The sequence below is a fragment of the Limnohabitans planktonicus II-D5 genome, from assembly GCF_001270065.2.
Lineage (GTDB): Bacteria > Pseudomonadota > Gammaproteobacteria > Burkholderiales > Burkholderiaceae_C > Limnohabitans_A > Limnohabitans_A planktonicus.
The window spans coordinates 14887-28473 of the sequence record NZ_LFYT02000016.1; the positions used below are offsets into that span (position 1 = coordinate 14887).

The window sequence follows — 13587 nt, forward strand, 5'->3', positions numbered from 1 at the left end:
AGCTGAACCTTCAAAACCCCACCCCATGGATTGGTCCGCCCTTCACGTTTCGCTCACTTTGGCGGTTTTGACCACCCTGGCGCTGCTGCCGGTGGGTCTGGCCCTGGCCCGCTGGCTGGCCGTGACCGCCTGGGCCGGGCGGCCGGTGGTCGAGGCTTTGCTGCTGCTGCCCTTGCTGCTGCCGCCCACGGTGATCGGCTTTTACTTTTTGGTGGCCTTTGGCCAGGGCAGTGCTTGGGGCGCGTGGCTCGCGGCCTCGGGCATTCGGCTGGTGTTCACGCTCGAAGGCTTGCTGCTGGTGAGCGTGCTGGTCAACCTGCCCTTTATGGTGCAACCGATTCAGCGTGCGTTTGCAGCGGTGCCGCACAGCCTGCGCGAAGCGGCTTGGGTCTCGGGCCTGTCAAGCTGGCAGACGTTTTGGCGCATCGAGCTGCCGCTGGCCTGGCCCGGTTTGCTGGCCGGCATGGCGCTCACGGTGGCGCACACGCTGGGCGAGTTTGGCGTGGTGCTCATGGTGGGCGGCAACATCGAGGGCGAAACCCGCACCTTGTCGGTGTCGCTCTACGACAAGGTGCAGGGCATGGATTTGCAGTCGGCCCATGTGATGGCGCTGGCGCTGGTGGGCATTTCCTTGCTGGCGCTCAGCCTCGTGCTGGCTTTTGACCGGGTGGGCCAGCGTGGCCGCGCCCTGCAGGAGCGCTGATGACCGGCTTGCAAGTGCAATTGCGCTCAAGCAGCCCGATTCGGCTGGAGGCCGAATTTGACTGCGGCGCAGGCGAGTTGGTGGCGCTCGTCGGCCCGTCGGGCAGCGGCAAAACCAGCATGCTGCGCGCCATCGCGGGGCTGTGGACGCCCGCCGATGTGCAAGGCCACATTCGGGTGGCGGGCCAGGCTTGGCTGGACACGGCGGCGGGCGTGCAGCTCAGCCCGCAGCAGCGCCGGGCGGGTCTGGTGTTCCAGCATTACGCGCTGTTTCCGCACATGACGGCGCAGGCCAATGTGGCGCTGGCCGCCGGGCCGGGCTGGACGGGCGCGGATGTGCATGCCTTGTTGTCCCGCTTGGGTTTGGCAACGCTGAGCCAGCGCAGGCCCTCGCAACTGTCTGGCGGTCAGCAGCAACGCGTGGCGCTGGCGCGGGCGCTGGTGCGGGTCATGCCCACGCCCTCTTTGACAGCAACCCGGGCCCAGGCTGCGACGCCAGAAGCTTGGCCCGGCGTGTTGTTGCTGGACGAGCCCTTTTCTGCGGTGGACGCGCCCACGCGCCAAACGCTCTACCGCGAATTGGCCGCCTTGCGCCAAAAGGTCTCGGTGCCCATGGTGCTGGTCACGCACGACTTGGCAGAGGCCCGCCGCCTGGCCGACCGGGTGGTGATCGTGGACGCAGGCCAGACCCTGCAAACCGGCGAGCCATCTCGTGTGTTTGCCAGCCCGCGCAACGCCCGGGTGGCCGAGCTGGTGGGCATTCAAAACCACTTTGAAGGGCGTTTTTTCAAGGCCCAGTCGGGCTGGGGTCGCTTGCGCTGGACCGATGCCACGCAGTCCGACCTGGGCCTGGACCTGGCTGTGTTCGACAAAAACAAAATCGACGACGGCACCCCCGTGACCTGGGTGCTCAATGGCGAACAGGTGGACGTGATGGCCGATAACGGGCTGTTGAGTGCAGCCGAGCCCGGCCACACCCGCTTGCGCTGCCAGCTGCTGGAGGTCTTGTCGCTGGGCGAAATCAGTTTGTGCACGCTCCGGCCCGAAGCCCTGCCCAGCCAAACCATCACCTTGAACCTGACCACACGCCTGCTGGGCCGCTTGCAGGCGCAAGCCGGGGGTTGGGTGCAGTTGCTGATCGCGCCGCAGGCGCTGCACATCATGCCGGTGCGAACCGGGCATTGAATCTGACCAACAGGTTCCCTGATTGTTCCGGCCCTGTGAAGTTTGAAGTGAACAGCTTGTCTTGGGCACAGTGATCAGCCATGCGATGCGTGTGTGAGCCCCGCCTGGGCGATGTGTGGTGGTCTGCAAGACTGCCCTCGCAGCGCGGTCAACGTTTCTCAAAATAGCGTTCATGCCAAAAACATCCGGCCGGATCAACAGTGAGCAGACCGCCGATCACGACGATCGCCGGGGTTGGTCTGAAACTCGCATCGGCCGCGCACCAGCCCACTGCAAATGCATAGATTTTTATCTATGGTCAATCATTGAAGAATCGATTTTACAAATGCATGGTCCATTTCTATGATCAGTCCAAGGAATACCCCATGCAAAATCTGATCGACCCCGCCATCCTCTTTTTCATCTTTGGCGTGCTCGCCGGCACCGTCAAATCCAACCTCGAAATCCCGCCCGCCATATCCCGCTTTTTGTCGCTGTACCTCTTGATGGCTCTGGGCCTCAAAGGCGGCTTTGCGCTGTCGCAATCGGGCCTGACGGCCAGCGTGGGCATCAGCCTGGCCGCCGCCGTGTTGTTGGCCATCGTCATTCCGCTCATCGGTTACGCCGTGCTGCGCCGTTTTGTCTCGGGTTTTGACGCAGCGGCGGTGGCGGCCACTTATGGTTCGGTGAGCGCGGTGACCTTTGTCACGGCAGTGCAGACACTGGAAAACCAGGGCGTGCCTTATGGCGGACACATGGCTGCAGCCATGGCGCTGATGGAATCGCCCGCGATCATCCTGGCGGTGGTGTTGGCCAATTCGCTGCGGCAAAAGCAGGCCTCGGGTGTGGTGCTGCAAGCAGGTGGTGTGGCCGCACTGGGCGGGCCTACCGCTCCTCATGGTGCGTCGGTGGGCAAGATCCTGCACGAGTCCTTCACCGATGGGGCGCAGTTGCTGCTCTTGGGAGCCATGGTGATCGGACTGGTCACGGGTGAAGCCGGAAAGGCCGCGATGGCACCCTTCTCTGTGGACCTCTTCAAAGGCATGTTGGCCTTCTTCCTGCTCGACATGGGCTTGATGGCGGCGCGCAACCTGCCGCAGGTCAAAGGCCAATCGCCCGTGCTGATCGCCTATGCCGTGCTCGGGCCAGTCGTGCATGCAGCACTGGCTCTGGGTGTGGCTGTCGTCTTGAAACTGAGCGCGGGCAACGGGGCTTTGCTCATGGTGCTGGCCGCCAGCGCCTCATACATCGCCGTGCCCGCCGTGCTGCGCACCGCTTTGCCCGAAGCCAAACCCGCGTTGTATTTCGGGCTCAGCCTGGGGTTGACCTTTCCCTTGAACATTGTGCTGGGCATTCCGGTTTATTTGGCGGTGGCGCAGGCGGTGCTGACATGAGCACAGCAGCGCCTCTTTTTTACCAAGGTCGCCAAGTCTCGCTCTTAACGCAACATGGCAAGCAGGACCTGGTGCGCGCACCGCTGGAAGCCGCCCTGGGCTGCCAGCTGGTGCACACCGACGGCTATGACACCGACCAGTTGGGCACTTTCACGCGTGAACTGACCCGCGCTGGCTCACAGCTGGATGCAGCCAGAAAAAAGGCAGCCATTGGCATGGCACTGACAGACACGTCTGTGGGCATGGCCAGCGAGGGTTCGTTTGGCCCTGACCCCTTTGGCGCTTTCATGCCCTGGAACACCGAAGTGGTGCTGTGGGTCGATCGCTTGTCCGGGATTGAAGTGACGGGCTTTGCACACGGCCCTGCCCAAAGCTTGCACCGAATGGTGTCGAGCCTGCAAGAGTTGGAGCGCTTTGCGGCAGAGGCTGGATTTCCAGAACACCATCTGGTGCTGCGACCCGAACACCCCGAGCACCCCGACATGGACAAAGGCATCCGCGATCGCGAGACATTGCTCAAGGCCTTTCATCTGGCCCAAGCCAAGTCCGCCAACGGGGCGGTATTCGTCGAAAACGATCTGCGATCTTTTTGCAATCCGACACGCCAAAAAACCATCCTCAAGGCGACCGGGGACCTGATTCAAAAATTGCTTTCGGCATGCCCAAGGTGTGAGACACCGGGCTACTGGCTCAGCCAGCAGATACCGGGTTTACCCTGCCGCGACTGCGGTCTGTTGACCCGATTGCCCAAAGCAGAGGTTTGGAGCTGCAAAAAATGTGGCCACGAAGAACACCGGGCCGTGCACACCCAACTCTGGGCCGATCCGGCCCGGTGTGATTTCTGCAACCCTTGAACATTTTGATACGGCATGTGAAGTTTTCAAAGCTCAAAGATGTTGTAGGTCGGCGGTCGAAGACCCCGACAGGGGCCTGTGCCTAAACTAAAAACGTCGGACTCTGAGAGTGCCGACCTACGGGATGGCATCACTCAAAGTTGTTGTAGGTCGGCGGTCGAAGACCCCGACTGGGGCCTGTGCCGAAACCAAAAATGTCGGACTCTGCGAGTGCCGACCTACGGGATGACAGGTCTCAAAGTTGTTGTAAGTCGACGGTCGAAGACCCCGACAGGGGCCTGTGCCAAAACCAACAATGTCGGACTCTGCGAGTGCCGACCTACGGGATTGCATCACTCAAAGTTGTCGTAGGTCGGCGGTCGAAGACCCCGACAGGGGCCTGTGCCGAAACCAAAAATGTCGGACTCTGCGAGTGCCGACCTACGGGATGACAGGTCTCAAAGTTGTTGTAAGTCGACGGTCGAAGACCCCGACAGGGGCCTGTGCCAAAACCAACAATGTCGGACTCTGCGAGTGGCGACCTACGGGATTGCATCACTCAAAGTTGTCCTAGGTCGGCGGTCGAAGAACCCGACAGGGGCCTGTGCTTAAACTAAAAACGTCGGACTCTGCGAGTACCGACCTACGAGATGACAGGTCTCAAAGTTTTTGTAGGTCGGCGGTCACAGACCACGACAGGAGCCTGTGCCAAAACCAAAATCGTCGGACTCTGCGAGTGCCGACCTACGAGATGACAGGTCTCAAAGTTGTTGTAGGTCGGCGGTCGAAGACCCCGACAGGGGCCTGTGCCAAAACCAACAATGTCGGACTCTGCGAGTACCGACCTACGAGGTGACAGGTCTCAAAGTTGTTGTAGGTCGGCGGTCGAAGACCCCGACAGGGGCCTGTGCCAAAACCAAAATCGTCGGACTCTGCGAGTGCCGACCTACGAGATGACAGGTCTCAAAGTTGTCGTAGGTCGGCGGTCGAAGACCCCGACATGGGCCTATGCCAAAACCAAAAACGTCGCACTCTGCGAGTACCGACCAACGGGATGGCATCACTCAAAGTTGTTGTAGGTCGGCGGTCGAAGACCCCGACAGGGGCCTGTGTCGAAACCAAAAACGTCGGACTCTGCGAGTGCCGACCTGCGAGATGACAGGTCTCACACATTTCAAACTTCAAAGTACCGTATCCATAGAAAACGCAGAACGTTGTGAGCACGAAGCCGCTCACCTTATGGGTGACACCGCTAGGCAGGCGATGAGCCTGCCAGCAGACGTTCACACCGAGCGCATCAAGCCGCCGTCTACGCGGATGTTCTGGCCCGTGATGTAGGCCGCGCCTTCTGAGGCCAAAAAGGCGATGGTCGCGGCCACTTCTTCGCTGGTGCCGTAACGCTGCATGGGCACACTTTGACGGCGCTGCTCTTGGGCGGGCAAGCTGTCGATCCAGCCAGGCAGCACATTGTTCATGCGCACGTTGTGCGCGGCGTGTTCATCGGCAAACAGCTTGGTGAAAGCAGCCAAGCCAGCGCGCGCCACCGCTGAGGTCGGGAACATCGCGCTGGGCTCGACCACCCAAGCGGTGGAGATGTTGACGATGGACCCCGATTTTTGCTGGACCATGATGGGTGCCACCAGACGCACGGCGCGCACCACGTTCAAGAAATACATTTCGAGCCCCAAGTGCCATTGCGCATCGGTCAACTCCAGCACCGGGCCTTTGGGGCCGTGGCCTGCGCTGTTGACCAGCACGTCGATGCGGCCCCAGCGGGCCATGGTTTGATCGACCAACTTTTGCAGGTCTTCGCTCGACTGGTTCGATCCGGTCAGCCCCAAGCCGCCCAACTCGCGGCCCAGCGCCTCGCCCTTGCCGGACGAGGACAACACCGCCACCTGAAAACCATCTTGCGCCAGCTTGCGGGCCACCGCAGCGCCCATGCCACTGCCACCACCCACCACCACCGCCACTTTGTTGCTCATGCTTTGCTCCTTGTTTGTGTGAGTTTTCTAAACATGCGGCCAGACCACTGGCCCAAATCATCCAGGTAGGTGAACACCACCGGAATCACCAGCAAGCTGAGCACCGTGCTGGTGAGCAGGCCGCCGATCACGGCAATCGCCATGGGTGAGCGGAAACTCGCGTCGGCCGCGCCCCAGCCCACGGCAATGGGCAGCATGCCCGCGCCCATGGCAATCGTGGTCATGACAATCGGACGGGCGCGCTTGTGGCAAGCGTCCAGTAGCGCGTCCCAGCGGCTCATGGGCGGCACGGAGGGGTGATCGCCCTCGGCGGGTTTACCGCGCCGCGCCTCAATCGCGTACTCCACCAGCAAGATCGAGTTTTTGGTGGCGATGCCCATGAGCATGATCAGGCCAATGAGCGAGGGCATGGAAAAGCTTTTGTCCGCGATCAACAAGCCGACAAACGCGCCGCCCAAAGACAAGGGCAAAGCGGCCAAGATGGTGATGGGGTGCAAGAAGCCTTTGAACAGCAGCACCAACACGATGTAGATGCACAGCACGCCAATCATCATGGCCAGGCCAAAGCTGGCAAAGAGCTCGCCCATGACTTCGGCGTCGCCCACTTCCACCACCTTCACGCCCGGTGGCAAGCTTTGCAGGGCAGGCAGCTTTTGCACTGCCGCCGTCACATCACCCAGCGGCATGCCCGACAGCTCGATCTCGAAGTTGATGTTGCGCTGGCGGTCATAACGGTCGATCACCGCCGGGCCGCCCGCCACCTCGATGCTGGCCACCTGGCCCAGCATAACGGGGCCACGGCTGCCGGGCACCATCAGGCGCTCGAGGGTGGTCAGTTCGTGCCGGGACTCGTCGCCCAACTTCACGACGATGGGCACCTGGCGCTCGGACAAATTGAGCTTGGGCAGAGCCGCGTCGTAATCGCCCAAAGTGGCCACACGCAAGGTGTCGCTGATCGCCGCGCTGGTCACACCCAAATCGGCGGCTTTGGCAAAGTCGGGGCGCACCGCGATCTCGGGGCGCACCAGGCTGGCGGTGGACGCAATCGAGCCCAAGCCCTGGATGGTGCGCAGGTCGCGCTCCACGGCCATGGCGGCGGTTTGCAGGGCCTGCGGGTCTTCGCCGGTGAGCACCAGCACGTATTTCTCGCCCGAACCACCCAAGCCCACTTTGCTGCGCACGCCGGGCAGTTGTTGCAACTTTGTGCGGATGTCGTTTTCAATCACCTGCTTGCGCGGCCGTGTGCCGCGCTCGCTCAATTGGATGGTGAGCGTGGCCTTGCGCACCTCGGCCGCGCCACCACCCGCAAACGGGTCGCTGCCCGCGCTACCGCCACCAATCGTGGTGTAAACGCTTTTCACGTCGTTCACCGTCATGAGCAGTGTGCGGGCATGCTCGGCACTGGCCTGGGTTTGCGCCAAGGTCGATCCCGGTGGCAGCTCCACATAGACCTGGGTTTGCGAGTTGTCGTCCGGCGGAATGAAGCCCTTGGGCAGCAAAGGCACCAGCATGATGGAGCCGATGAAAAACAGCGTGGCCAACACCATGGTGACCAGGCGGTGCTTCATGCACCAAGTGGCCCAGACCATGTAGCGCTTGAGCCAACCCGGCTCGTGCGCGGCCGTGACGATGGGCTTCAAGATGTACGCCGCCATCATGGGCGTGAGCACCCGCGCCACCACCAGCGAGGCGAACACCGCGAGCGACGCCGTCCAGCCAAACTGTTTAAAGAACTTGCCCGGAATGCCGCTCATGAAAGCCGTGGGCAAAAACACCGCAATCAAGGTGAAGGTGGTGGCGATCACGGCCAGACCGATTTCGTCGGCCGCTTCCATGGCCGCCTGGTAGGGCGACTTGCCCATGCGCAAATGGCGCACGATGTTTTCCACCTCGACAATCGCGTCGTCCACCAGCACGCCGATCACCAAGGACAGCGCCAGCAATGTCACCACGTTGATGGAAAAGCCCAAGTAAGCCATGCCAATGAAGGCCGGGATGACCGACAGCGGCAGCGCCACGGCCGACACAAAGGTGGCCCGCCAGTCGCGCAAAAACAGCCACACCACCAGCACCGCCAAAATCGCGCCTTCGTACAGCAGCACGAGTGAGCCGTTGTATTCCTCTTCCACCGGGGTCACAAAGTCGAAGGATTCGGTGATTTCGATGTCCGGGTTTTGCAAGCGGTATTCGGCCAGCGCCTGGCGCACCAAACGTCCCACAGCCACTTCGCTCTCGCCTTTGCTGCGCACCACCTCAAAGCCCACCACGGGCACACCATTGAGGCTGGCTGCTGAGCGGGCATCGGCCAGCGTGTCGCTCACGGTGGCCACTTGGTCCAGGCGAACACGCCCACCTCGCGATGTGGCCAGCTCAATTTGGCCCACCTCTTGCGCCGTTTTGACCGTAGCCAAAGTGCGCACAGGCTGCTCGCCCGCGCCCAAATCCATGCGCCCGCCCGAGCCTTCTTGCTGCACCTGTTTGAGCTGGCGCGACACCTCGGCCGCTGTGATGCCGAGCGATTGCAAGCGGTTCACATCGAGGGCCACACGCACTTCGCGCGTCACGCCGCCCACGCGGTTCACGGCACCCACACCGCGCAACGACAGGAGCTTGCGGGTGATGTCTTTGTCGACCAACCACGACAAGGCCTCGTCGTCCATGCGCGACGAGCGCACGGTGTAGGCCAGCACGGGCGAGCCCGCCAGGTTGAGCTTTTGCACCACCGGGTCGCGCAGGTCGCCGGGCAAGTCGGCCCGCACGCCCTGAATGGCCGAGCGCACATCGTCCACCGCCTCCTGGCTGGGCTTTTCCATGCGGAACTCGGCGGTGATGGACACCACGCCGTCTTGCACCTTGGTGGTGATGTGTTTGAGGCCTTGCAGCGGGGCCAACGCGTTTTCGAGCTTGCGGGCCACATCGGTTTCGAGCTGCGAGGGCGCGACACCGGGCAGGCTGGCAGTCACCGAGATGGTGGGCACGTCCAGGTCCGGAAAGTTTTGCACTTTCATGGACCCAAAGGCGATGAAGCCGGCCACCGTCAGCAGCACAAACAGCATGACCGCCGGAATCGGGTTGCGGATCGACCAGGAAGAGACGTTGATCATGACGTCCCTTTACTTGGTGGCGGGGGCAGCTGGCGCGGCTTGAGCGGCTGGCGCATCCACCACGCGCACCGTGTCGCCATGATTCAGGAATGCACCGCCACTGGCCACCACGCGGGCATCGGCTTTGAGGCCACTGACCACCTCGACGCGTCCTGCGCTTTGGCGTCCGGTTTGCACCTTGAGCTGGCTGACCTTTTGGTCGGCCCCCACGGTGTACACATAACTGAAGCCATCGCGCACCACCACCGCCGCTTGCGGCACGGTGAGCGCCTGGCTTTGGCCCAGCGCGATCTCGCCTTGGGCGTACATGCCTGCGCGGGCGCTGCCGGTTTGCGCGGGCAAGTCGACATAGACCAGTGCGTTTCGGGTTTGCGCATCGACCGACGGAGCCACCATGCGCACCTTGCCTTGCAGCAGCTGGCCACTGGCGGCTTTGATTTGCACGGGCGCACCCACCTGGATGCGGCCAATTTCGGCAGCCGTCACTTCAGCCCGCCACTCGATGCGGCCCTGGCGAATCAAGCGAAACAACTCCGTGCCCGCACCCACCACGCTGCCCACCGTGGCTTGCCGCGCCGAGATCACACCCGCATCGGGCGCACGCACCTGGGTTTGCGCCAAGCGCACGTTTTGCAGCTGCACCATGGCGCGGGCGGACTGCACGCGGGCCACAGAAGAGGCCTCGGCGGCCAGCGCCTGGCTCAGCTGCGCATTGCTGAAAAAGCCTTGCTGCTGCAGGCTGCGGGCGCGATCGGCTTGTGATTTGGCCTCTTGGCTGCTGGCCGTGGCTTCGGCCAAAGCGCCTTCGGCCTGCGCCAGCTCGGCACGCAAGCTGTCGGCCTGCAACACCGCCAGCACGTCACCGCGCTGCACCCGGTCGCCCACGTTCACCCGCACCTCGGTGATCTTCAGGCCATTGGCCTCGGCCCCAACGATGGCTTCCTGCCAGGCGGCCAGGTTGCCATTGGCGCTGATTTTTTGCGCCAGGCTGGCCGTTTGGGGGGTGGTCACGGTGACGGTCAGACTGGGTTTGGGGGGCGGCGTGGCCTTGCCTTTTTCATCGGCAGCCCAAGCTGCACCCCAAACACCCCCCAACAAACAGACCATCCACACAGTTTTTTTCATGATTGACTCACAGACCCAAGATGGGCGTGAGTTTATCGGGGCGCACAAAATCCAAGGGTATCAAAGCCCAATGTTCAGCAAAGCACATCCTTCGACGTATCCGACAATATTGGATGTTGGCCGCTCATTGGCGGCGTCGATGACAGTTGGCACTGCAATGCCCTTGGCCCCATGGTCTCCACGGTTACAAACATGCTCATCGCTTGGCGTGAGCGGTTCCTTGCTGGCATTCCACCGGTTCAGGATGAACGTTCAATACACCCAATTTATGTAATTCTTTTTTATCGTTCAAAATGGCTAATTGATGTCTTATTGATGAAATTTATCTTCCCATCGCACAGGAACATTGACATGCCGCATCCCCAGCTGATTTCTACCCCTTGTGTTTGGCTCTCCTTGCTGTCGCTGAGTCCATCTCTGCACGCACAAACAAGCACAGGAACAAGCTATCCGCCTGTGCAAGTCGTGGAATCGCCGCTGGAGTACAGGCAGTTTGACAAGGTGGAGATCACAGGATCATCGATTGTGCGTAAGGCGCAAACACAGGCGCTGCCGGTGCAAGTTTATACACGCGAGGAGTTGTTTCGCAGTGGCTTGCGCACGGTGGCAGAGGTTCTGCAGAAATTGCCCGAGATGGGGCAGATGGTGGAATCTGGTCAATTGACGCAAATCGTCGGCAATTATTCAGCCGCGTCTATCCACGGATTGCCCAATGGGACCTTGGTATTGGTCAATGGTCTACGTGTGGCACCATTTGGAAGACCGACCATGGTCGGACCCGAGCGCTCTTCAGTAGATCTGAACACCCTACCCATGGCCGACTTGGATCGCATTGAAATACTGACCGACGGCGCATCATCACTTTACGGCACTGATGCCATCGCAGGGGTAGTCAACATCATCTTGCGGCAGGAACGCCGTGGATTTGAAATCACCGCCGATAAAACCATGCCCAAGGGTGGCGTTGGGCAAAGCTACAACACCAGCCTGTCATGGGGCGCGGGTGAGGTTCGACGCGACGGCTATAGTTTTTTAGTGACAGCAGAACTTGCACAAAAAAATGAATTGAGCGGCGCTGATCGCGCCTACGCGAGCCCAGGCCGCTATACGTTCGAACAAGATGGAAAAACCTGGGTAGCCGATGGTCCATTCAGGACCAATTACACCTCCCCGGCCATGCTTCAACAAAGGGCAACACCGACGAGCCCCATGCGCCGCAGCAATGTGTTTTATCAGGATGGCCAATGCATTGCTAACACGTTAAAACTCACAGGCCAACCAGCCTGCGCCCAAACAGCATATGCAGACTTGGGCATCTACCCTGAAGAAGACAGCAAGCGTTTACACGCTCGGGGGCAATGGGCCTTGCAAAATGCAACGGTATTTGCCGACTTACTTTATGGTCAACAACAATCATCCATTGGAGCGCAGTTTTGGTCTGCAAGCTGGAGTGATTATGGTCAACCTGTCGGAAGCCCAGGTTACAAAGCAGCGCAAGCAGCTGGCTTGGACCCTGCCAATACCTTGCTGTTGTGGCGTCCGAATTTACCGCCAATACGTGAACGTCACGACATTGAAAATGGACGTGTGTCTGTCGGCATCAAAGGGGAATGGAATGACTGGAGCTATCAATCATCCGCGTATTTGGCCCAGAACAAAGCCACAATACTGAACCAAGCTCCATCGGGCTTGTTTTATGACAGTCTGGGTCTAGGGGCTTGGGGTAAATGGACACGACCTGAAGTACTCCAACCCCTGACGGCAGGCAACCCATTACGTGATGAACTCTTTGCATTTCGAGGAGATTACAAAGCACTCAACCGTGGTCGCTCTGATCTTCATGCCATGGAACTTCGGGCTTCTAGAGCTCTGGGCGAAATTGACGGCAAGGATGTGCTGTTAGGCGTTGGTCTAGATGGACGAAAGGAGTTTTTAAATTACGAACAGCTGAACAATGAGACGCTGTTTCAGCAACCAAGTTTCAAGACGAGTCGAAACATCTATGCGGCCTACGCAGAACTGCAAATTCCAGTGACAGCAGATTTTGAAATCAATGGCGCATTACGGTCCGATAAATACAGTGACGTTGGAACGACAAACAACGGAAAGCTATCGACACGCTGGGCCATCACACCACAATGGGCGGTCCGTGGATCAGTAGGCACCGGATTCAGGGCACCATCACTGGCACAGGTGAATGAAACGGCTAATCCATTCAGTTTTGCACAAGCCGATGTTCAACTTGCTTGCAATTCCGAGCAACAAAAAATAGCCGCAAATCTCAAGACAGAAACTGGCGCAAGTGGACAGTGTTTTTCCATGAATCCAGTGGTTTTCGGCAATGGAAATTCACAATTGCGCCCGGAGACTTCAAAGCAAGAAAGTTTAGGCTTGGCCTTTGTGCCTCATGCCAATTTACGTTTGGCTTTGGATTTATGGCGTGTTCGCATCAATGACACCATCCGTTTTATCTCGGAAGCTGCCATCTTGGGTGACCCATTGCGCTACGCAAGCAACTACATGTTGATGCCTCAAAGTATGGCCAGTCAAGGCTATACGACCGGTGATCTGGCCCTTTATACGAAGCAAGTTAACGTGGGTCGCTCCGAAAAATCAGGTCTGGACATGGAAATTCAATGGCGTCAACCCACCGATTGGGGACGTTTTAATCTCTCTGCAAAAGCAACTTATATGCTCCGATCCAACGACCAAGCCGACGCGACATCAGAACAAAGCTCCGACATAGGTCGCTTTAATGCCGCAACGGGAACAGTAACGCCCCGTGTACAAGCGCGAATCACAGGCGGTTTGACCAATGGTGCCTGGAGCACTACTTTGGTGCTCCAGCACGTTTCTGGCTATTTAGACGCGAGTGTGTTGGCCACGGACGTTGCCACAGGCACAAAAGAATTGGTTGGTGGCAAACCAGTTCGTTCATTCACGACTCTGGATGCCTTTGCCTCATGGGCGATTCAACGCAATGTATCGCTCCATCTGGGCGTGCGAAACGTTTTCGATCAGGATGCACCTCAAACCTTTGCATCCTCATCGATACAGGTGTTCGGCGCCAATACGCGCTACGCCAACCTCTGGGGCCGCACGCTGCAATTGGGCATGACAGCAAGATTCTGACTCTTGACCGACATTCGCCATAAAACCTACAACCTTCCAGAACTCAAGGCCGCATACAATTTGTAAGCCGACCAAGACCAAGTGCTGATCGGGCATTGGCCCCTTGCCGCATTCACTGGATTGCCGCGCTTGCCTCCATGACGGTGGG

8 protein-coding genes are annotated in these 13587 nt (G+C 59.7%); 5 read left to right on the forward strand and 3 right to left on the reverse strand.

Features of this window, described 5'->3' with window-relative positions; genetic code table 11:
• The first annotated feature begins 25 nt into the window (after positions 1-25).
• The 4 genes from modB (at position 26) to H663_RS33090 (ending at position 4114) form a co-directional block, all read left to right on the forward strand.
• On the forward strand, positions 26-703 hold the full coding sequence (gene modB, locus H663_RS33075) for a molybdate ABC transporter permease subunit (RefSeq protein WP_053172933.1): 678 nt from the start codon (positions 26-28) through the stop codon (positions 701-703).
• Positions 703-1887, forward strand: a complete 1185-nt coding sequence (locus H663_RS33080; RefSeq protein ID WP_053172935.1) for an ABC transporter ATP-binding protein — start codon at positions 703-705, stop codon at positions 1885-1887. Before modB ends, H663_RS33080 begins: the two co-directional genes overlap by 1 nt.
• A 365-nt stretch (positions 1888-2252) precedes the next feature.
• Positions 2253-3260, forward strand: coding sequence for a sodium-dependent bicarbonate transport family permease (locus H663_RS33085; RefSeq protein WP_053173608.1), 1008 nt, complete (start codon positions 2253-2255; stop codon positions 3258-3260).
• On the forward strand, positions 3257-4114 hold the full coding sequence (locus tag H663_RS33090) for a DUF6671 family protein (RefSeq protein WP_053172937.1): 858 nt from the start codon (positions 3257-3259) through the stop codon (positions 4112-4114). Before H663_RS33085 ends, H663_RS33090 begins: the two co-directional genes overlap by 4 nt.
• Before the next feature lie 1262 nt (positions 4115-5376).
• Here H663_RS33090 and H663_RS33095 read toward each other — a convergent pair.
• The 3 genes from H663_RS33095 to H663_RS33105 are packed head-to-tail and all read right to left on the reverse strand — an operon-like array spanning position 5377 to position 10307.
• Complete coding sequence (locus H663_RS33095; RefSeq protein WP_053172939.1) at positions 5377-6078, reverse strand: SDR family oxidoreductase; 702 nt, start codon at positions 6076-6078, stop codon at positions 5377-5379.
• Positions 6075-9179, reverse strand: coding sequence for an efflux RND transporter permease subunit (locus H663_RS33100; protein ID WP_053173610.1), 3105 nt, complete (start codon positions 9177-9179; stop codon positions 6075-6077). Before H663_RS33100 ends, H663_RS33095 begins: the two co-directional genes overlap by 4 nt.
• A 12-nt stretch (positions 9180-9191) precedes the next feature.
• On the reverse strand, positions 9192-10307 hold the full coding sequence (locus tag H663_RS33105; protein ID WP_240620528.1) for an efflux RND transporter periplasmic adaptor subunit: 1116 nt from the start codon (positions 10305-10307) through the stop codon (positions 9192-9194).
• Positions 10308-10478: 171 nt separating this feature from the next.
• On the opposite strand from H663_RS33105, the gene H663_RS33110 reads away from it, so the two are divergent.
• Positions 10479-13439, forward strand: coding sequence for a TonB-dependent receptor (locus H663_RS33110; RefSeq protein WP_083451184.1), 2961 nt, complete (start codon positions 10479-10481; stop codon positions 13437-13439).
• The last annotated feature ends 148 nt before the right edge of the window (positions 13440-13587 follow it).

Coding starts and splice junctions, on each gene's coding strand:
- H663_RS33105 (WP_240620528.1), bottom strand. CDS start 10,307: ATGAAAAAAACTGTGTGGATGGTCTGTTTGTTGGGGGGTGTTTGGGGT.
- H663_RS33085 (WP_053173608.1), top strand. CDS start 2,253: ATGCAAAATCTGATCGACCCCGCCATCCTCTTTTTCATCTTTGGCGTG.
- H663_RS33095 (WP_053172939.1), bottom strand. CDS start 6,078: ATGAGCAACAAAGTGGCGGTGGTGGTGGGTGGTGGCAGTGGCATGGGC.
- H663_RS33090 (WP_053172937.1), top strand. CDS start 3,257: ATGAGCACAGCAGCGCCTCTTTTTTACCAAGGTCGCCAAGTCTCGCTC.
- H663_RS33080 (WP_053172935.1), top strand. CDS start 703: ATGACCGGCTTGCAAGTGCAATTGCGCTCAAGCAGCCCGATTCGGCTG.
- modB (WP_053172933.1), top strand. CDS start 26: ATGGATTGGTCCGCCCTTCACGTTTCGCTCACTTTGGCGGTTTTGACC.
- H663_RS33110 (WP_083451184.1), top strand. CDS start 10,479: ATGGTCTCCACGGTTACAAACATGCTCATCGCTTGGCGTGAGCGGTTC.